The following is a 20,235-nucleotide window of genomic DNA, read 5'->3' on the forward strand; positions in this document are numbered from 1 at the left end:
TTGTTGACGAACCGAGGCGAAACCCGGAAATGCCGAGCGGCTTCACGGTTGCTATGCCCTTCATTCACAAACGCAACGACACGCTCACGCAACTCGATCGGATGCGGCTTGCCCATGGTGCATCTCCTTCCATGGGCAAAGTGAAACACAGAGCAAGACAAACTGGAACCATGAATCAGGTTTACAGCGACACGCTTTAGAACTCATGCGCCCATTTTCGGTAACCGATTGACCTGATGCGCCAGGGCTGGTTCTCGAGTTTTCGCCAGGCATCGCAGCAATGAGCGACGATGTCGTCGTAGGATTTGAAGACCCGGTTGGAGAGCCAGTTCTCACGCATGAACTGCCAGAGATTTTCAACCGGGTTCAATTCGGGCGATTTCGGCGGCAACGGCAGGATGGTGATGTTTACGGGGACGACGAGATTATTGGACATATGCCAGCCTGCTTGATCCACGATGAGGATGGCGTGTGCATCGTCGGCAACATGGCGAGAGATTTCGGCCAGATGCCGGGTCATGGCATAAGTATCGCACCAAGGCATGATCAGCGCCGCAGCCTTGCCGAGCTTCGGGCAGATTGCGCCGAAGATGTAGGCCGACGTTGTACGTTGATCATGCGGTGCCGAAGGTCGCGTTCCGCGCTTGGCCCAGCGGCGCGTGATCTTCGTTCGTCGGGCAAATGATTCACTGGATCATTTGCTCTTCCTCCTCACTCTGCCCGATCCGGGCCTCGTCCTCGAACCAGATTTCTATGCGTTTCCCCTGTGCCGCCCCGGCGGCAATCTGCGCTACTGCGGCAGGGAAGTTTTTTTAAATTCAACAATGACTTGAGGGTCCTGCGCATGATGTTTGGGGCGGGCGGTGAGCTTGCGATAGCCCATAGCGTTCAACTCGCGCCCAAGCGTCTGACGACTGACTGAGATGCGATGCTCCTCCCAGAGCCATTGCACCAGATCGACGAGCCTCCAGCGCACCACCCCGTCGAGATAGGGAACCGGGCCTTTCTCGACCGCCGTGACAAGCGCCTTGCGTTGTTGGTCGTTCAGCAGCGGCGCACGGTCCTTGGCCTTTCCAGTGTGCAGACCGTCTGGCCGTCCCGATTGAAACGTTCGACCCAGTCCCGAATGATCTGCAGACCAACCCCGCCCATCGAGGCTGCCTGACTGCGTTAACCGCCATCGTAAATGACCGACAATGCAAGCAATCGGCGGGACCAATCCGCATCCCGGCACTCCCGCGCCAACCGTCGCAAATCGTCTGCCGTGTAGTCACGGCGAATATCCAGCGCTGTCCCCATGGCGAAATCTCCTTCCGCCATGTTGAATCATGATTTGCCCTAAAACGTAATCCCGTGAGTCGAGTTCATCGAGCTTTGGTATTATATTTCGGGGCAATAGATGTTCATCACATATTTAGCTGCTGTCCCTAATGGATCGGTTCCTGCTGCCTTTGAATCGAGCATCTCCACTGCAACCCATTTGTCGTATCCGATCTGTTGAAGTGCTTTAAATGCGCTCTTATGATCAGCCTCCGGATTCTGAAAATCCTTCAGGTCCGGCTCAGCGGCGTGGAAATGCGCCAGCTCCGCTGCACATGTGACGACAGCTTCGGCAATATCGCCTCCCCCAAGCATCACGCAACTCGTATCAAGATGGACCTTGAGATTGTCATGCCGGGTAAACCGCACCATTTGTAACACAGACTGCCACGTCGTCAGAAAGTCGCCGTTGTAATAGGGTGGCACAGGCTCAAGACCAATAATCATATCATATTGTCGAGCCGTTTCCGCAAGTTCGGCGAAACGCTCGGAACCTATACGAAAAGCTTCATCATCTGTAAGCGTGCCTTTACTACGTTGACGTGGAGCACCAAATACTGCCACCGATGCGCCGATTTCTTGCGCAAGTCCTCCAACCTTGTGCATATGTTCGCTCATCCGTTTAAAAGACTGGGTATCTTCAAGTAAGTTTATATTGTCGACGCCGAAAAAAATTGCCTGTAAGGAGGAAACGGTCAGGCCGAATGACTCCACATGTCGCCGAAAATTTCTCTGAACGATATCGGTCTGCTGATCCCAAGGCGCTATTCGACCAGGTGCTATCTCAAGGCCACTGACGCCTAGTTTGGCAAGATGCTCGAAGGCCAAGTCACTCGAGTCTTGCGCGAACGCCAAGTTTGAAAAGCTAATTTTCACAAACGTGGTTCCGCTGTAAATTTGGCGAGATCGGCAAGAACCTGCTGTCTTGTAATATGATAGCGGTCAGTGCCGTCTAAAAGCTCCGGATAGCGAGTTTGCATGTCATATCGCGGCCCCGGAAGCGAGTTGGCGCCAATCGTGCTTCGCTCAAAAAATGAGGAATGAATGTCTTTGGTCGGTATCGGTTCAGGCGAGATATTGACGAGCCTATACTGACTTGCCGCTACTTTAGCCAAATCTTTCGAAAATCGATGCATAGGATACCACTGAAGTACTCCATTCGGCGAAATATTTTCCGTCCCAGAGCCCTTTAGGAGGTCGTATATTAGATTTTTCTTCAGGCCATGGCCGAAAAGGCCTGGAAGCCGGATGATCGTTGTCTTCGGAAATTGTGCCTCGGCCCATAGTTCTAATTCACGCCGATGCCGTCCATAAGGTTGCGCCTGGGAAAGATCAGGCGAGTCTTCTTCGGTGACGCCAACAGGATTTGAATAAACGTCGATCGTCGATATCAGGATGAAATGGTCAGTGGATATTTCCCGAATGTTTTGTTTGAGCGAGTCAATAGCCTGACGGTCGGCTTCCGGCTCTTTGTTGGCAAGCCATTTTACAGCCGAGACGCCCGCACATACGACTGACGAAAACTGACGGCCTCGGATTTTCGTGATGTTTGATGAGTTATACAGCGCATCGTAGTTATCCGTTTGCAGCAGCGTCGAGCCGACGAAACCGGTGTATCCAATTAAAGCGCTTGTGGTCATTTAAACTTCACCGGCAGGTCGAGTTGCAGAATATCGTTTTGAATTGCAAAATTCCGAGTTAGAGGCGCAGAAGAATTGTTTTCTTCGAGCAGCGACAGGATTCTTTCGGTTGCATAAAAGATTGTATCTATTTTTCCTGACATAACGCTGAATGTCCGTTTGTCACGATAGACCGCGCAACTGCGATCATCATCCTTGCCGACCGGCTTTGTTTTGATCGAAAGCTGAACACCGCGGAATTTGAAACATTCCTTGAAATTTGGCACATACCGAGTGATCTGATTTTCCATTGCGTTGCGCTTCAGCTCAACGAGATCACTCCCAACAGAATTTAGTTTCTCCCAAGCTGCGGCTGATGATATGTAAGTGCCCAATGGCGTGTGCTCTACGCTGGAGAGCGTAAAAATCGATGGGTCTTCCGTAGGATAAACCGAACAAAGTGGACCATCCACCATCGTTATCGCCGGATGCGCATACTGCGCTTCGTAATAAAGCAGCATGGTGGGTTCATAATAAATGTCACGCGGGATGCCTGAAAAATGTCCCCATGTCGCATCGATAACATAGTCGTATTTTTCACCCTCTACTCTGACATGGCTGTCGAAAGCTTCGATCGACCTAACCGTAGCATTCAAATGCAGAATTCCCTTAAGACGCTTTTCAAAATGCTCTCTTGCCTGCTTTATCATCAGAACCCGCTCTTGGGTTAAAACTGCGCCAGATACATTTTTTAGCCATTGGTCGAAATCCGTCGTCTCGACAAAATCGATACCTGAAGATGCCATGATGAGCTTGTAGGTTGGAAAGTCGATCAGGCTATCGGCCACGGGGATCGCGTAAATATTTTTTTCGATTGGGTGGGACAGGTCAGGATAACGCTCAATAAAGCGCAGGAAACCATCTCGAGATTGCTGCCGTGTCCCATGATGGCGCGCGTAGTGGAACCCCATGTGCAATCTGAACTGGTTGTTGCCTGACGCACAATGCAGGGTTCGTCTTTCGCTCTCGAAAATTCGAACATCAAAACCAAGGCTCGCCAAGGAGGATGCGATGTGGCACCCGTACCAGCCGGCTCCGATAACCGCCACTTTAAAGCTCAAATCATGCTCCTGCCGCCCACGCCGGCGTTGTAATATCGCCGACTGATTTCGGCGTTGGTAAGCCGCGATTTATATCTAACCGAGTTTTGGACGGCAAGCTGCCTCAGATCTCATATCGAAGTCTAAGGCTTATATAAGGAGAATCATACAAATGAGCCTTATCGCGTCGTGGCGAGGTCTTAGAGCGCCTAACAAAATCGTCTGAGGCAGATGAGCGCGCATCCGAGTGTGAAAAAGGCCTAATGGATATCGCTGCGCCGTTCGTATCGAATGGCGAGGCGTCGGAACTGGTTGAGCCAAGCGAAGGTACGCTCGACCACCCACCGATGGCGTCCGAGCTTTTGGCTTGTTTCGATGCCGCGCCGTGCGATGCGGGGCACCACGGACCGGGCGCGGCATTCAAAGCGGCAGCGGCGATGGTCGTAGGCCTTGTCGGCATGGAGCTTGGCGGGTCGCTTGCGTGGTCTTCCCCGTCCGCTGCGAATACCGGGTATGGCATCCAGCGTTGCGGCCAGCATCATGCTGTCGTTTCGGTTGGCGCCGCTCAGGGTCAGGCCGAGCGGCGTGCCGTTCCGGTCGACCACAAGGTGGCGCTTCGTGCCCGGTTTGCCGCGATCCGTCGGGTTCGGACCGGTCGCGGATCCCCCTTTTTAGCTGCGACGCTTGCGCTGTCGAGCGAGGCACGGCTCCAATCGAGCCGATCGGCATCGGCCAGACGTTCCAGAAGAGCCCGGTGCAGCTTGGCCCAGACGCCGGCTGCCTGCCAGTCACGCAGACGCCGCCAGCAGGTCATGCCTGAACAGCCAATCTCCGATGGCAGCATCTCCCAGGGAATGCCCGAACGCAGCACGAAGACGATCCCGGCCAAGGCTTTGCGATCATCGCAGCGAGGACGCCCGGCTTTCGATCGGCGTGGTGCAGGCGGCGGTAAAAGAGCCGCTATCGCTTCCCATAATTCGTCAGATACAAGAGGTTTGCTCATGCAGCATCAACGCACAAAACCCAATTTTGTTAGATGCTCTAAGGATGTCTGGCATCAGCGAAGCCGTGTGTTACGGACAAGGACAGATGCCTCGTCCCGCTTCCCTGAGTTTGCAGCAGCGGTACGCCGGTACACACTCTATTATATAAATGTCGAGACCGACTCGCGCGTTATCAACGTGCAGGCCACCTTGTGCGGCGCTTCTGACGTATTCGCCTGCGCTTTTACTGGCGGCTGGCCGGGAGGGTGTCGGTCCAGCTGGCGGATGGCCCAGGCGCCCATGGCGCGGTGGGGAAGGTCCAGCGTTGTCAGTTGCGGGCGAAGGTGGCGGGCCAGTTCGTCGTCGTCATAGCCGATGACGGAGATATCCCCGGGCACACTCAGGCCTGCTTCCCGCAGAGCGGTCATGCATCCCCAGGCCATCTTGTCGTTCTGGCAGAAGATCGCCGTCGGTCTGTCGGTAAGGGCGAGCAATTGCTGCGTGGCCTCAAATCCCGAGGTCGGCGTCCAGCTTCCCTGGGCGACGAGATCGTCGTCATAAGCGATGCCGGCCTTACGCAGCGCTTTTCGATAGCCGATCAGCCGATCCTGCGCCGCCTCCATGAAGCTTTCGCCGGCGATGATGCCGATCCGGCGATGTCCCTTCTCGATCAGCGTCGTCGTGGCCAGCCGGCCGCCATTGATTTCGTCCGGAACCACGGCCGGGAAGCGTCCGTCCGTGGTGTAGCAGTTGAGCAGAACGAGGGGCACGGGTAGGCGCTCGAAGATCGGGTCGAGCGCAACGCGGCGGGTGAAGATCGACATATAGACGATGCCTTGCGCGCCCGCGCGCAGCAGGCGCTCCACGGCGCGGCGCTCATGCTCGGCGCGTCCCTGCGTCTGCGCCACGAGGATGGTGACATCCGCTTCCCAGGATTCCTGGCGCGCGCCTTCGATGGCGTTCACCGCTTCCGGCGTGGTTGCCAGCTGATCGACGATGAAGCCGATACATCCGCCGCGCAGTTCCTCAAGCGCTGCCCGCCGGAAGAGGCTCTTTTCGCCATAGCCAAGCGCACGCGCGGCTTCCACGACCCGTGCCCGCAGCTCGGCGGAAATCTTGATCTCGGTGGTGTTGTTCAGCACCACGGAGACCGTCGCCTGTGAACAACCGGCGGCCTTGGCCACGTCCATCATCGTGACGCGCTTGGAAGGTTTCAGGCTGCTCACATTCTCGTCCATTCGAAGGTCCTCAATGTCCCTAACCGAAAAGAGCGGGATCTTCCATTGACTAATAATTATTAGTCGCGGTAGGTTGTGTACGTCGAGGAGGACACACGATGACACAGCACGCAAAATTCGATTACGACATCGCGGCTCATCTCAAGACGCTGGCGGAAGACGGCATCATCGGTCTCAAGGGTGCGTTCAGCCCCGAATGGGCCGACGAGATGCGCGAGGACATGATGACGGCCTTCTGGTCGGCCATCCAGCGGCCCGGTGGGGCTGTCGGCCGAGGACCGCGCCGTTGGTATGTCGAGATCCATCCCCAGAACTTCAGGGGCTTCGTCGATCTCGTCACGCATCCCTGGCTTGTCGATGTCTGCACCAACCTGCTGGGACCGGATTATCAGATTGTCGAGATCGGTCTGGACGTGCCCTTCCAAGGCGCGAAATATCAGCCCTGGCACCGCGATTTTCCCTCACCGGTTGACACATACCAGGACCGCAAAATCACATCGCTCGCCTTCAACCTGACCGGCGTCGATGTGACCGAGGATATGGGTCCCTTTGAGGTCGCGCCCGGCACGCAATATGATGACGGCCGGGAATGGAAGCACGAGATGTTTCCGGACAAGGCGCTCTGGGGCCGGTTCCAGGAGCGGGCAACGCGGAAATTCCCCAAGCGGGGCGACATTTCCTGCCGTTCGGCGCTGACTGTTCACCGAGGAACGGAGCATCTGTCGCCGATTGCGCGTCCCGTCATGGTGCTGGGCGTCGATGCGCCGGGCGCAGGCCATGCAGAGCTGCATGACATGATGGTGACGAAAGATTGGTACGACGCCCTGCCGGAGATCGCCCGCAAGCATCTCGTCTGCCGCGTTGTCGACGAGCTCGTGCCGATCACGCAGAAGCACGATATCGAAGGCCTGGTCATGGGCGCCGATCCCACCTGATCGCACCATGTTCATGCACGACTGACAGGAGTCAGCCGCCGGCGAGTTTGCTCTCTCCGGCGGCATTTCTGCGTTGTGCGGAACGGGGTGAGGCGGTGGTGCTGCGGACCACGACAGGCCCGTCCACCTTGATCGTCATCGGCCGGATGGTCTTTCCATGCACCGCCATGTCGATGAGAAGTTCGGCGGCCTTCGATCCCATTTCGTAGTTCGGCAGCACGATCGTCGTCAGAGGCGGGTGGGTGTAGCGCGCCAGCTCCTGATCGTCATAGCCCATGATCGACAGGTCGTGCGGGACGCGAAAGCCGCGTTCCGTCGCTGCCTCCAAGGCGCCGATGGCCATCAGGTCGTTGCCGCAGAGAAGGGCGCTTGGCGGATCGGGCAGCGAAAGGAGATCGAGCGCTGCCTCGTAGCCGCGTAGTGGCAGCCAATCGCCATTGCGCAACAAGGCGGGGTCGAAGGCGATATCGGCGGTGGCCAGCGCCTGCTTGTAGCCCTTCAGGCGGTCCATGGCCGCGTCCATCCACGGCTCGCCATTGATAAAGCCGATCCGCCGGTGTCCGAGCCCGGTCAAGTGGGCGGTCGCAGCGAAGCCGCCGGCAACCTCACCCGGCACGATCGCGGGCACCTGCCGCGCCTCGCCGACGCAGTTGAGCAGCACCGTTGGGATGCCGTGCAGGATCTCCGGCACCGTGACGCGTCGGGTAAAAATAGTGGCATAGATGACGCCGATGATCGCGGGATCTGAGGCGATGGCGCGCAGGATCGCGTCTTCCAGATCGTGATTCGACCGTGTTGCGTAGGTGGATACGAGAAAACCCTGTCCAAAAGCGTGGTCGCGCGCCCCATCCAGACTGATGACGGGATGCGGGCTGGTCGAGATTTCATCGACGATGAAGGCGATGGTCGTCTTGCGGGTCTCCGCCACCGGCATGGGATCATGGCGTGTGCCAGGCAATTGATAGCCGATTTTATGAGCAGCCTCGCGAACCTTCATCTGGGTTTCCGAGGAGATGCGTGCCCCGGTCATCTCATTGAGAACCAAGGAGACGCTGGATTGCGAGACGCCCGCGATGCGCGCCACATCGGTCATGGTCGGCCGCGTCGGGCGGCCGCGGCGCCGGCGTCCCAGATCGCCGTCTTTGACAGTCTCCATCGGCGTCCTCCCGCTGCGATGCGTCTTTCCCGATCAGCATGCTAATAATTTTCAGCTTGACTGTTAATATCATTAGCAACAAATTGGCTGATGTGAAGCGCCTATCGCTCATGGCCGATCTGAGGAGGTCGGACCACTCTGGGAGGAGAAACCGAGATGCCCGTATTCTCACGTCGCACATTCATTCTGGCGGCAAGCGCGCTTGGCGCGCTGTCGTTGGCTGGCACCGCTGCCGCCGAGGTTCCGGCGCTGAAGCAGAAGCAGACCTACAAGGTCGGCTTCGCGCAGACCGAGTCCAACAATCCCTGGCGCATCGCCCAGACCGACAGCATGAAGGCCGAGGCGGCAAAGCTCGGCTACCAGCTGGTCTATACCGATGCGGCCGGCTCAGCCGCCAAGCAGGTGGCCGACGTCAATTCGATGATCGCCCAGGGCGTCGACGTGATCTTCCTCGCTCCGCGCGAAGAAAAGCCGCTGATCCCCGCCGTCATGGCCGCCAAGAAAGCCGGTATCCCGGTCATCCTGCTCGACCGCAGTGTCGATCCGAAACTGGCCAAGCCCGGCCAGGATTACCTGACCTTCATCGGCTCGGACTTCGTCAAGGAAGGCCAGCGCATGGCCGAATGGCTCGCCAAGAATGCCAATGGCAAGTCCAAGATCATCGAACTCGAGGGCACCACCGGCTCTTCGCCGGCCAACGACCGCAAGAAGGGTTTCGACGAGGCGATCAAGGCGGCCGGAAACTTCCAGATCGTCGCATCGCAGTCGGGCGATTTCGCCCGTGACAAGGGTCGCCAGGTTGCCGAAGCGCTGCTGCAGGCACATCCCGACGCCGATATCATCTATGCGCACAACGACGAGATGGCCATTGGCGCGATCTCGGCGATCGAAGCCGCCGGCAAGGTGCCGGGCAAGGACATCATGGTCCTGTCGATCGATGGCGGCAAGGAAGCGGTCGGCCTGGTTGCCGAAGGCAAGATCGCTGCTGTCGTCGAATGCAATCCGCGCTTCGGACCCAAGGCCTTCGAGACCATGGCGCGCTATGCCAAGGGCGAGAAGATCGAGCCCTGGGTGATCAACGACGACAAGTTCTATGACAGCACAAACGCCAAGGCGGAGCTTCCGAACGCCTATTGAGTGCAGCCCGTGCATGCCCGGCGCCAAGAATTTGCGCCGGGCATGGATTTCTCTAGCCTGGCTGGAACGAGGTCGTCAGCCAGTCGCGCAGGACAAGACGCATAAGGTGCCTCGTCCTCGGCCCGGGTTCACCCGAGGCTGCTTCGATTACACGCGCTTGAGAGCGCCGGTCCGATACCGTCGGATCGCGTGGCGCTCAAGAAGGAGCCACATGCTGTTGTCCATCCAAAACCTCTCGAAATCCTTTGCCGGCGTTGCCGCCCTTCGCGGCGCATCGCTCGAGATGGCCGATGGCGAGATCATGGCGCTGGTCGGCCAGAACGGCGCAGGAAAATCGACGCTGATCAAGATCCTCACTGGCGCTTACCGGCTGGACGAGGGCCAAATTTCCTTTGCGGGACGCGATGTTTCCTTCTCCTCGCCGGCGGAAAGCCAGAAAGCCGGCATCGCGACGATCTATCAGGAGATCAACCTCGCCGCCCAGCGATCGGTTGCCGAGAACATTTATCTCGGTCGCGAACCGAGACGGTTCGGCTTTCTCGATCATCGCGGGATGCGCGAAGGCGCGCGCCAGGTGCTCCAGGACTTCAAGCTCGACATCGACGTGACCAGGCCGGTGGCGCATTTCAATGCGGCCACGCGGCAGATGGTGGCCATTGCCCGCTCCGTCACGCAGCAGGCCAAGCTTCTGATCATGGATGAGCCGACCTCCTCTCTCGACGAGCGTGAGGTCGCTGTCTTGTTCGAAACGATCCGCACGTTGAAGCGCAGCGGCGTCGGGGTGATCTTCATCGGCCACCGGCTGGACGAACTTTACGCGCTGTGCAACCGGGTGACGATCATGCGCGATGGCCAGACGGTCGCGGTCGGCGCGATGGGCGACATGCCGAAGATGGAGCTTGTCCGTCATATGCTCGGCCGTGAGCTTGCCGCGTTCGAAGCACTGGGAAAAAGCGCCGATCAACAGGCCGAACGACCGCTGCGGCTGGAGTTGCAAGGGGCGGGCTCGGGCCTCAGGGTGCGCAATGTCGATCTGACCGTGCGGGAGGGCGAAATCTCCGGCCTTGCCGGTCTTTTGGGCTCGGGGCGAAGCGAAACGGCGCGGATCATCTTTGGCATGGACAGGCTGGAGCGCGGCACCATGCGGATGTCCGGGGCAGGGCGCACATACGATGAGCCGGCCGAGGCGATCGCCGATGGCATCGGTCTCGTATCCGAGGACCGGAAGGTCGATGGCATCGTGCCGGACATGAGCATCCGGGAGAACATGACGCTGGCGCTGCTGCCGAAACTCAGGCGGGCCGGCATCGTCGACCGCGCGCGCGAAGACGAGATCGTGCAGCGCTTCATCAAAGCGCTGCGGATCAAATGCGCCTCGGCCGACCAGCCGATCAAGGAGCTTTCCGGGGGCAATCAGCAGAAGGTGCTTCTGGCCCGCTGGCTATGCACCGACCCCAAGGTGCTGATCGTCGATGAGCCGACACGTGGCATCGATATCGGCGCGAAATCCGAAATTCTCAAACTTCTACGGTCGCTAGCCGATGAAGGGCTGAGCGTCCTGATGATCTCTTCCGAGCTTGAGGAACTCCTCGCCGCGGCGGACAGGATCACGGTTCTCAGCGATGGGGCCTCCGTCGCAGTGCTGCCAAGACAGGCCATGTCCGAGAAAGCGCTGCTTGCAGCCATGGCGCATCAGGTGGACTGACATGACGATCACCGACACATCCTCCGCCGCGCCGACCGTGCGCAAGCTTTCGTCCCTGCAGCTCGCCAGCCGCTATGGCACGATGCTGGCGCTGCTTCTGCTCATCCTCTTCAATCTGGCGATGACGCCGAACTTCCTGTCCTGGCAGACGGTCAACGTCAACCTGACCCAGGTGGCAGCAATCGTCATCGTGGCGACGGGCATGACGCTGGTGATTGCCACCGGCGGCATCGATCTCTCGGTCGGCTCGCTGATGGCGATTTCGGGTGCCGTCGCGCCCATGATCTTTCTCGACACTCTTGTTCCGATTGCCGACCCGGTTCTGGCGGTCGCGCTTGCCTTCGTGCTGCCGATCCTGGTGACCATGGCCTTCGGCTGGTTCAACGGCATGCTGGTGACGCGCTACGCCATCCAGCCGATCGTCGCCACCCTGGTGCTGTTCATTGCCGGGCGCGGCATCGCGCAGGTCATCACCAACGGCAATTTGCAGGTCTTCAAGAATCCTGGCTTCCAGTTCATCGCCATGGGACAGATTGCCGGCATTCCGGCGCAGGTCGCGCTGATGCTCGTGGTGGCTGCCGCCGCCTTTGCGGTCATGCGCTATACCATGTTCGGCCGCCAGGTTCTGGCAGTCGGCGGTAACGAGAAGGCCGCCCGGCTTGCCGGCATTCCTGTCCGGCGCATCAAGATCCTCGTCTACGTCATCTCCGGCGCGCTGGCTGGTCTCGCGGGCCTGGTCGTGGTGGCGCGCAATTCGGCGAGCGACGCCAATCTCGTCGGGCTCGGCATGGAGCTGGATGCCATCGCCGCCGTTGCCGTCGGTGGATCGCTGTTGTCAGGCGGGCGCGCCAACATCATCGGGACGCTGCTCGGCGCGCTCGTCATCCAGCTGGTCCGCTACACGCTGCTGGCCAATGGCGTGCCCGACGCCGCTGCGCTTGTCGTCAAGGCCGGGCTGATCGTGCTGGCGGTCTATGTTCAACAGCGGGCGGACCGCAGCTAGGGGCTTGAGCCATGTTTTCCGCACTCCTCCGTCCAAAATCCGCCGGCGACCTCGCACGTCTCGGTGTGCTGCTCGCTCTGGCGGCGCTGATCCTTTTCGGCGCGCTACGGTATGACAATTTCATCTCGCCCTTCAACATATTGAGCTGCCTGCGCTATAATTCCATGTTCGCGTTGATCGCGCTTGGCATGTGCTTCGTTATCATCACCGGCGGCATCGATCTTTCGGTCGGCGGCGTGGCCGCGCTGGCAAGCGTCGTCTCGGCCTTTGCCTCGCCATATGGCTGGGCGGCGGGCATGGCGGCGGGCATGGCCGCAGGGCTCGCTTTCGGTCTGCTCAATGGCTTCATGATCACCGGCATGCGCATTCAGCCCTTCATCGCCACCTTGGCGGCGATGCTGGCGTCTTATGGCCTGGCGCTTCTTCTTGCCGACAACCAGTCTGTTTCCGTCTCCTACGACACCGCCTTCACCATGATCGGCCAGGAAGACCTTCTCGGCTTTCCCATTCCGGCCTGGATCGCGCTGTTCGCCTTTGTCATCGGCTGGGTGTTTCTCGAACGCCTGCCGGCCGGACGCCATGTGCTGGCCGTGGGCGATGGCGAGGCAACGGCGCTGCTGATGGGCCTGAAGGTCAGGCGCATCGTCTTTTTCGTCTATGCAGCCTCGGGTCTCCTGGCGGGACTCGCCGGGACGATTCTTGCCGCCCAGTTCGGCGCGGGGCAGCCGACGGAAGGCGTCGGCTGGGAACTCTTCGCCATCGCCTCCGTGGTCGTCGGCGGAACGCTTCTGACCGGTGGGGCCGGATCGGTCGGCGCGACGCTGGCGGGCGTGCTGCTGCTCGGCATGGTCTTCAACGTGCTGAACTTCGAAAATGGCCTCGGCTGGATCTCGCTTTCGGCCTATTGGCAATCGGTCATCCGTGGTCTGTTCCTCTTGGTCGTGGTCATCCTCCAGGCGCGCATCTCCGCACGCTCGCCTCGAGAGGCGAGTTGACCGTCATCTGATCGGACGGGCTGGCGTTAAGCCACTCGGCGGAGAAAGCCCCAACAGCCGAAAGCGCCGGGGCTTCCAGCTGCCTCTACAATTCCACGAGAACCACACCCTTCAATTTTCCGCTGCAGGCTTCATGCAGGGCTTTCGGCGCGTTCTCGATGCCCTTGAAAACCGTGCTGGCGAAATGAAGGTTAGAGCCGCGCTCCCACAGCCATGTGATCCAGTCATCGAAAGCGGCCGCCCCATCCCGGTCGGCGCTGTAGCCGCGCATTCTGATGTCTTTCAGGATCATCTGGAACGAGTCGATTTTGGCCGGAGCGACAATGCTGGAGTGGCTGTCGTTTAATTCCGCGGTAAGCGCGCCGAGCAGCACGAAACGCGCACCGTCCCGCGCCCGCGCAAAAGCCGCCTCAAGTTGTTCCCCACCGACCATATCGACGAAGACGTCGATGCCGTCAGGCGCGACCTGAGAAAGCTGACTGGCGATCGGCCCCTGACCGCGCAGTACGACGGCGTCATAACCGAGTTCGGCTTTCATCCACGCTGCCTTGTCTTGCGTGCTGGTGCTTCCGATCACCTTGGAGGCGCCGAGTTTGCGCCCGATCTGCCCCGCCATCGAACCAATCGCCCCGGCGCCACTGGACACGAAGACCGTGTCGCCCGGTCGAACCTCCACGCCACGGGTCAGCGCGGCATAAGCAGTCCAGCCATGGCCGAGCAAGGCGGCGGGATCCATCCGCCTGGGTGGCAGAGCGGTGCAGGATCCGGCACTGACCACGGCATAATCGCGCCAACCGAGCGGATGCAGAACGAAATCGCCTGGATGGAACGGGCTGTCGGGCGGGCAGGAGACGACCTCGCCGATCGCCCCGTCCGCCAGCGTATCGCCCGGCTTCAATGTCGGAATGGGAATGCCCTCGACGGCCTGCGCGTCCGGGCTGGCCATCAGCCGCGTGGAGATCGACACGCGGAACCAGCGATTGCGCAGAAGGAGTTCGCCGGGGCCGGGGCTCGGCAGAGCCATCTCAACGATCTCAAGATTTTCCGGCAGGAAGATCGGTCCCGGATGCGAAGCCAGCCTGACTTCCCGATGCGTGGCCTGGTGATGTGTCATCTCGTCTACTTTCTTCGGGCAAGCATGCGTCCAGGCGACCGCGGGCATGAGGTGCGCGCGACTTGGGGCGGCATGCGGTTAAAGGGTCATTTCGCACAGCGTGATGCCGGCGTGCGCCATGGGCCACAGCGGAACTTCTTGGAGAGGCGCAACGACAAAAGCCGGCAGGCTTGTCCGCTTCAAGCGCCCGCTCTCCATCAACAAATATTAAATGACCGGCGGTCAGTCAATATGCTATAGCACTAAAAATCTTGTGATATGTGATATTGACTGACTGACAGTCATTAATTAGAGGAAGGTCAAGTTCGGCTCTGGAAAATGGCGTTGCCGAATGCGCCAAGCCCCTGGAAAGCCGAGCGCTTGGATCTATCCACTTTGGACATTTGGAAAACACGCCCATGCAAAAGCCCGCCTTCGATGCATCTGCCGCCAAGCCGAGCCATCTTGCCGTCATCATTGCCTTCGTCCTCGTTTGCCTCAATCTGCGGATCGTCTATGGCGGGATAGGCCCGCTGCTGCCCTACATGGCTCTGGATCCGGTCGTTGTCAGCGCGCTGACGGCTTTCCCGCCGCTGTGCATGGGTCTTTTCGCGCCGTTCGGCGCGATCTTCGCCAAACAGCTCGGCGAAGAGCGTGCGCTGTTTCTGTCCATTGTTCTCCTGACGGCTGGGATCGTCATCCGCTCCTTGGGCTCGGCCGAAGCGCTGCTGGCGGGAACGGTGGTTGCCAGTATCGGTATTGCCGCGCTCAACGTGCTAACGCCTGTGTTCATCCGGCAGAACTTCGAGCCACGCCGCATCGGCGTGATGATGGGGGTCTATGCGATGATGATGGGCGTCGGCGGCGGGCTGATGGCGGCACTGGCAGTGCCCCTCTATCATGCAGCCGGAGGCTCCTGGACGGTCGCGCTCGGAAGCGCGGCTGTACCCGCCGTGTTGGCGCTTGCAGCGCTGGCGCCGCTGCTGGGTGTATCAAGCAAACCCGTCCACGTCAGCGGACCCAGCCAGCCCTGGCATTGGCTTCTTCGCCATCCCACCGCATGGAGCATCGTCGCCTTCTTCGGCATTCATTGCCTGGTCTTCTACGTCGTTCTGTCCTGGCTGCCGGCGATTTACGTCGACAAGGGCGCACCGCCGACGGCGGCGGGCATTGATCTGGCCGTGAGCATGGTGGGAATTTCCGTCGGCGGCTTTGTCGGGCCGACGCTTGCCGCCCGCCGGCGCGACCATCGCCTGCACATTCTCGGCAGCATCGTGCTCAGTATCGTGGGTATTCTCGGCGTTCTGCTGGCCCCGGCCGTTAGCGGCCCGCTCTGGTCGATCATTCTCGGCTCGGGCATGGGCGCGGGACTGGCCATTCCGGGCGTACTCTACGCCAAGCGGACCGCTGACCGGCATCATATGGCGCAGCTTTCCGGCATGGTGCAGACCTTCGGCTATCCGATTGCCGCGACAGGGCCGGTGATCGCGGCCGCCCTGCATGGCTGGAGCGGTGGCTGGACTTGGCCCCTGGGCTTCGTCCTCGTGCTCTTGGCTGTCAACGGCATCATCGGCCTGCGCGGCGGACGCGATCACATCATCGGCGGCGAGGGTCAGTGACATGAGCCAAGCCGATTTCCCGGCCCTTTTTGCAATGGCCCATTCCAGCGCGGTTTTACTGCTCGCGCGCATGTTGCTCACCTTCGTCTTCTGGTCGGACGCGCTGCTCCAGCTGATGGCGTTCAAGACCTATTCGCGGGCGCTGGAACGGTTCGGCCTCAAACCGGGATGGGCATTCAACATGGCAACGATGATCTTCAAGATCGCCATGTCGCTGATGATCGTCCTCGATGATCACGCGTGGATAGCGGTCACAGCGCTGTCGGTCTTCGTCCTTGCGACCATCCCGATCGCGCATGCTTTCTGGGGGAAGAGCGGGGAGGCGGCGTTCATTGCCCGCAACTTCGCCTTGGAGCATATGTCCCTCATCGGCGGATTGCTGATGGCAGGCATGCTGTCAGGGTGAGGCGGCGGCGGTTTAGCGCCAAAGGCTGGAGTGGTGCGCCCGTCGTCGCCCACGTCCATCTCAAGACCACGGTGCGGGAGACGACGCTTTGGCTTGACGAGATGACCATGCGCGTGAAGACACGGCTTGTCTCCTAAGGGCTCACTGTGCCATCCGGCATGCTCGACCGGATCCGATAAAGGGACACCGACAAGTTGGCCAATGAACGGGTTCAGGCCTTTTCATAGGCTGATCCATCCTCGCAAACCCGGCGAAACGCTGAACCGTTTGATGCTAGGGTGACGCCTTGAACGGTGATCAAAAGGGAGCTTCGATGAAGACGGCCATGACGGGACGGCCACGCACCAAGCCTGCGGACATTCGCCGCGATGAATTGATGGATGCGGCAGAGGTGCTCTTTCTCAAGAAGGGCTTTGCCGCCACGAGCGTCAGCGAAATCGTCGAGGAGGCGGATGTCGCCAAGGGCACCTTCTATCTCTACTTCAAGACGAAAGACGACGTTCTCGCCGGGCTTCAGACACGGTTCGTCGAAACGTTCTGCAAAGCGGTCGACACGGCGATGGCGCATGAGCATGCCGATTGGTCCGAGCGCATCGCCGCCTGGGTGGAGGCCTGTGTGCATGCCTATCTCGATAACGTGGCGCTGCACGACCTCGTTTTTCATCAGCACACGCCTGCAAATCGCGCGATGAAATCCGACAATGCCGTCGTCACGCGTCTGGCGGCGTTGTTGACGCGCGGCGCCGAAGCCGGAGCCTGGAACTTGCCGGAACCCCGTCTGACTGCGGTCATGCTGTTCGATGCGCTGCATGGCGCCGTCGATGACAGTCTCGCATTCGGCAAGACGGATGACCGGGAAAAGCTCGTCGCGGTCGTCGCCGATTTCTATCGCGCTGCCTTGCGGCTCTCCTAGGGCTTTTACGTTAAAGGCCACAGGGGAAGGGGTTGGCGACCGTTCGCCGACTTGGGAGGAGCGAGCTTGCTCCGTCGTCGGGGTAGGATTTTCTCCAAATTTGTATACTAAAAAAATAGATTTACTGTAATTTGCCTGTTGCGATGATCGATAAAGGACAGGTGATCCCGTTCCGACACCTCGCATCCATCCTGTGCGCTGACGAGCGGATCACCTGCGCGGTCGGCCATGCATACCGGTTTGGGCGGCATGTCCGGCGTCTCGCGCACGCCTCACGTGATAATAGGACAAGCCTTCCACATGACCACGCAGATTGATCTGGCTTGGGGCGCAGCACCCAGCCAGCATTATGAGACGATCGCTGCCCGCTTTCGCCCGCTCTTTGCCGAAATCGCCAAAGGCGCGGTGGATCGTGAGCTGCAGCGCAGGCTACCGGTCGAGGAGATCGCCCAGTTGAAACAGGCTGGTCTTGGCGCGGTGCGTTTGCCGGAGGCGGAAGGTGGCCTTGGTGCGACGCTTCCAGACTTCTTCGCCCTCCTGATCGACCTGTCGGAGGCCGACTCCAACATCACCCAGGCCTTGCGCGGCCATTTCGGCTTTGCCGAGGATCTCGTCAACAAGCCGCAGGGCCTAGACCGCGCCCGCTGGGCGGCGCGGCTCGCGCGCGGCGAGATCGCCGGAAATGCCTGGACGGAGATCGGCAATGCCAGCCAAGAAGGCTTCTCCACGCGCCTGTCGCTTCGCGACGGTAAGCTCGTGGTCAACGGCGAGAAATTCTACACGACCGGGTCGCTCCTGGCAGACTGGATCGATATCGGCGCCACGGGCCTCAATGGCGAGAGCGTCACCTTTCAGGTGCGGCGAGACGATCCCGGCGTCGAGATCATCGATGATTGGGACGGCTTCGGCCAGACATTGACGGCAAGCGGTACGACGCGTTTTACCAATGCCGAAGTCGATCCGGCGGATGTCGTGATCGATGAAAACAAGTTTCGCTACGGTGCAGCCTTCTATCAAACCGTGCATCTCGCAACACTGGCCGGCATCGGACGAGCGATCGCCACGGAGACGGCGCGTGCGGTCGCCGAACGCCGGCGCCACTACACCAATGCCGCCGGACCGCGTTCCAGCCAGGATCCGCAGGTGCTGCAGATCGTCGGCAGGCTGCGCTCCAATGCCTATGCTGCGGGCGCGATCGTGCTGCAGGTCGCAAAAGCGCTGGAGCGCGCCCATGAGGCGCATTTAGCAAGCGATGAGGCAGCGGAAGAGAAAGCCAATGCCATCGCCGAGATCGAAACCTCGCAGGCGCTGACGGTGGTCACCAGCCTGATCCTGGAGGCTTCCACCCTCCTTTTCGACGCGCTCGGCGCCTCCTCGACCCGCAAGCCGCTGGCGCTTGACCGGCACTGGCGCAACGCCCGCACGCTGTCGAGCCACAATCCCCGGATCTACAAGGATCGCATCGTCGGCGATTACGCGGTCAACGGCACGCCGCCGCCTTATCAATGGCGCATCGGCCTGAGTCCGGCTGCGGCAGGCGAGGCAAAAGCGTCATGAGCGCCGCACTGGCTGATAGGCGCGCGGGGGCCGGGCAATGACGAAACAGATCCGTTTTAACGCCTTCGAGATGAATTGCGTCGGGCATCAATCGCCGGGCCTCTGGGCGCATCCGAAGGACCAATCCTGGCGCTACAAGGACGTGCGCTATTGGTCGGAACTGGCGCAGACGCTGGAGCGCGGCATTTTCGACAGCATCTTCATCGCCGATGTCATCGGCTATTACGATGTCTATCAGGGTGGCATGGAGCATGCCTTCCGCCAGGCCGCGCAGATCCCGGTCAACGATCCGCTGCAGCTTGCGGTGCCGATCACCTTCAACACAAAGCATATCGGCGTCGGCATTACCGCCTCGACGTCGTTCGAACATCCCTACACCTTTGCCCGCAGGCTGGCGACCGCCGACCATCTGACAGACGGACGCGTGGCCTGGAATATCGTCACGTCCTATCTGCAGAGCGGCGCACAGAATGTGGGCGAGACGGGGCTGCGCCAGCACGACGATCGCTATGCGGTTGCCGAGGAATATGTCGAGGTTCTCTACAAGCTGCTGGAAGGCAGCTGGGAGAAGGGCGCGGTGTTGCGCGACAAGGCGCGGCGCATCTTCGTCGATCCCGACAAGGTGCATGCCATCGCCCATTCCGGCCGCTATTATCAGGTGCCGGGCTACCATCTGAGCGAGCCTTCGCCACAGCGCACGCCCTTGCTGTTTCAAGCTGGCCAGTCCGAGGCCGGCCGCCGATTTGCCGCTCGCAATGCCGAATGCGTCTTCGTCGGCGCGCTGACCAAGCCGGCCCTGAAGGCCTATGTCGACGACATCCGCGCCCGCGCCGCCGCTCATGGCCGCGATCCGGCAAAATTGCTGGTCTACACGCTGCTGACGGTCATCGTCGACGAGACGGATGAGAAGGCGCAGGCGAAGTTCGAGGAGCTTTCAAGCTACGGCTCGTACGATGGCGCGCTGGTGCTGATGTCCGGCTGGAGCGGCGTCGATTTGGGCCGCTACAAGCCGGGCGATGCGGTGCGCGCGGTCGCGGGTGCGGAGTTGCGCTCGCTCATCGACAGGTTCGAAGAGTCCGGGCGCAGCTGGACCATCGAGGAACTTGCCCGTTGGGGCGCGATCGGCGGCAGTGGACCCGTGATCGTAGGCAGCGCGCAAACCGTCGCCGATATCCTGGAAGACTGGGTGGACGAAACCGGCGTCGACGGCTTCAACCTCTGTTACGCGATCGAACCCGGCACCTTCGAGGATGTCGTCGATCTGCTCGTGCCGGAGCTGCAGAGGCGCGGCCGCTACCCCACCGCCTATCGCGAGGGAACCCTGCGCGAAAAGCTGTTCGGCCAGGGGCCATATCTGCCCGAGACCCATCCGGCCGCTCGCTATCGCGATATCGAGGCGGTCAAACGGCAGGAGCGCGAAGGGTCACCTGCATGACCGGCAAAGCCCGCCTGACCC

Annotated in this window: 17 protein-coding genes and 1 pseudogene; 10 read left to right on the plus strand and 8 right to left on the minus strand. The window is 60.2% G+C overall.

The genetic code is table 11. The annotated features are described in order from the left end of the window. Nucleotides 1-196: 196 nt before the first annotated feature. The 6 genes and pseudogenes from BMX61_RS07170 to BMX61_RS07190 form a co-directional block, all read right to left on the minus strand. A pseudogene (locus BMX61_RS07170) lies at nt 197-1,320 on the minus strand (IS630 family transposase). A gap of 60 nt (nt 1,321-1,380) precedes the next feature. Then, nucleotides 1,381-2,148 (minus strand): sugar phosphate isomerase/epimerase family protein, encoded by a 768-nt coding sequence (locus BMX61_RS07175; protein ID WP_170854909.1) that lies wholly within the window; start codon nt 2,146-2,148, stop codon nt 1,381-1,383. Nucleotides 2,149-2,192: 44 nt separating this feature from the next. Beyond that, entirely contained in the window at nt 2,193-2,960 is a 768-nt protein-coding gene (locus tag BMX61_RS24270) for an NAD-dependent epimerase/dehydratase family protein (RefSeq protein WP_075626055.1), read from the minus strand. Continuing rightward, nucleotides 2,957-4,060: an FAD-dependent oxidoreductase gene (locus tag BMX61_RS07180; RefSeq protein WP_075626054.1), complete on the minus strand. Its 1,104-nt coding sequence runs from the start codon at nt 4,058-4,060 to the stop codon at nt 2,957-2,959. The genes BMX61_RS24270 and BMX61_RS07180 overlap by 4 nt, the downstream gene beginning before the upstream one ends. 239 nt (nt 4,061-4,299) lie before the next feature. Further along, nucleotides 4,300-5,042, minus strand: a protein-coding gene (locus tag BMX61_RS07185; protein ID WP_092742425.1) for an IS5 family transposase whose coding sequence is annotated in 2 segments (ribosomal slippage) — nt 4,300-4,706 and nt 4,706-5,042 — 744 coding nt in all. Because the reading frame shifts where the segments join, the coding sequence is not laid out codon by codon here. A 141-nt stretch (nt 5,043-5,183) separates the two neighbouring features. Then, nucleotides 5,184-6,260 carry a LacI family DNA-binding transcriptional regulator gene (locus BMX61_RS07190; RefSeq protein WP_075626053.1) on the minus strand — a complete coding sequence of 359 codons (1,077 nt, stop codon included), beginning with the start codon at nt 6,258-6,260 and terminating at the stop codon, nt 5,184-5,186. Nucleotides 6,261-6,358: 98 nt separating this feature from the next. Between BMX61_RS07190 and BMX61_RS07195 the strand changes: the two genes are divergently transcribed. Beyond that, nucleotides 6,359-7,195 carry a phytanoyl-CoA dioxygenase family protein gene (locus tag BMX61_RS07195; RefSeq protein WP_075626052.1) on the plus strand — a complete coding sequence of 279 codons (837 nt, stop codon included), beginning with the start codon at nt 6,359-6,361 and terminating at the stop codon, nt 7,193-7,195. Nucleotides 7,196-7,226: 31 nt separating this feature from the next. On the opposite strand, the gene BMX61_RS07200 is transcribed toward BMX61_RS07195, so the two are convergent. After that, nucleotides 7,227-8,351, minus strand: a complete 1,125-nt coding sequence (locus BMX61_RS07200; protein ID WP_234794625.1) for a LacI family DNA-binding transcriptional regulator — start codon at nt 8,349-8,351, stop codon at nt 7,227-7,229. A 156-nt stretch (nt 8,352-8,507) separates the two neighbouring features. Between BMX61_RS07200 and BMX61_RS07205 the strand changes: the two genes are divergently transcribed. The 4 genes from BMX61_RS07205 (at nt 8,508) to BMX61_RS07220 (ending at nt 13,191) form a co-directional block, all read left to right on the plus strand. Further along, complete coding sequence (locus BMX61_RS07205; RefSeq protein ID WP_075626051.1) at nt 8,508-9,488, plus strand: ABC transporter substrate-binding protein; 981 nt, start codon at nt 8,508-8,510, stop codon at nt 9,486-9,488. A 211-nt stretch (nt 9,489-9,699) separates the two neighbouring features. Then, nucleotides 9,700-11,193, plus strand: coding sequence for a sugar ABC transporter ATP-binding protein (locus BMX61_RS07210; RefSeq protein ID WP_075626050.1), 1,494 nt, complete (start codon nt 9,700-9,702; stop codon nt 11,191-11,193). Nucleotide 11,194: 1 nt separating this feature from the next. Beyond that, nucleotides 11,195-12,196 (plus strand): ABC transporter permease, encoded by a 1,002-nt coding sequence (locus BMX61_RS07215; protein WP_075626049.1) that lies wholly within the window; start codon nt 11,195-11,197, stop codon nt 12,194-12,196. A gap of 11 nt (nt 12,197-12,207) precedes the next feature. After that, entirely contained in the window at nt 12,208-13,191 is a 984-nt protein-coding gene (locus tag BMX61_RS07220) for an ABC transporter permease (RefSeq protein WP_075626048.1), read from the plus strand. 85 nt (nt 13,192-13,276) lie between these two features. On the opposite strand, the gene BMX61_RS07225 is transcribed toward BMX61_RS07220, so the two are convergent. Continuing rightward, entirely contained in the window at nt 13,277-14,305 is a 1,029-nt protein-coding gene (locus tag BMX61_RS07225) for an MDR family NADP-dependent oxidoreductase (RefSeq protein ID WP_075626047.1), read from the minus strand. 398 nt (nt 14,306-14,703) lie between these two features. On the opposite strand from BMX61_RS07225, the gene BMX61_RS07230 reads away from it, so the two are divergent. The 5 genes from BMX61_RS07230 (at nt 14,704) to BMX61_RS07250 (ending at nt 20,214) form a co-directional block, all read left to right on the plus strand. Then, nucleotides 14,704-15,903, plus strand: coding sequence for an MFS transporter (locus BMX61_RS07230; RefSeq protein WP_075626071.1), 1,200 nt, complete (start codon nt 14,704-14,706; stop codon nt 15,901-15,903). Between the two features lies 1 nt (nt 15,904). Continuing rightward, nucleotides 15,905-16,309, plus strand: coding sequence for a DoxX family protein (locus tag BMX61_RS07235; RefSeq protein WP_075626046.1), 405 nt, complete (start codon nt 15,905-15,907; stop codon nt 16,307-16,309). A 313-nt stretch (nt 16,310-16,622) separates the two neighbouring features. Then, nucleotides 16,623-17,222, plus strand: a complete 600-nt coding sequence (locus BMX61_RS07240; protein ID WP_075626045.1) for a TetR/AcrR family transcriptional regulator — start codon at nt 16,623-16,625, stop codon at nt 17,220-17,222. 300 nt (nt 17,223-17,522) lie between these two features. After that, nucleotides 17,523-18,779 (plus strand): acyl-CoA dehydrogenase family protein, encoded by a 1,257-nt coding sequence (locus BMX61_RS07245; protein WP_075626044.1) that lies wholly within the window; start codon nt 17,523-17,525, stop codon nt 18,777-18,779. A gap of 37 nt (nt 18,780-18,816) precedes the next feature. Then, complete coding sequence (locus BMX61_RS07250) at nt 18,817-20,214, plus strand: LLM class flavin-dependent oxidoreductase (RefSeq protein WP_075626043.1); 1,398 nt, start codon at nt 18,817-18,819, stop codon at nt 20,212-20,214. Nucleotides 20,215-20,235: the final 21 nt, after the last annotated feature.

Source organism: Xaviernesmea oryzae (assembly GCF_900109605.1).
Classification (GTDB): Bacteria; Pseudomonadota; Alphaproteobacteria; order Rhizobiales; family Rhizobiaceae; genus Xaviernesmea; species Xaviernesmea oryzae.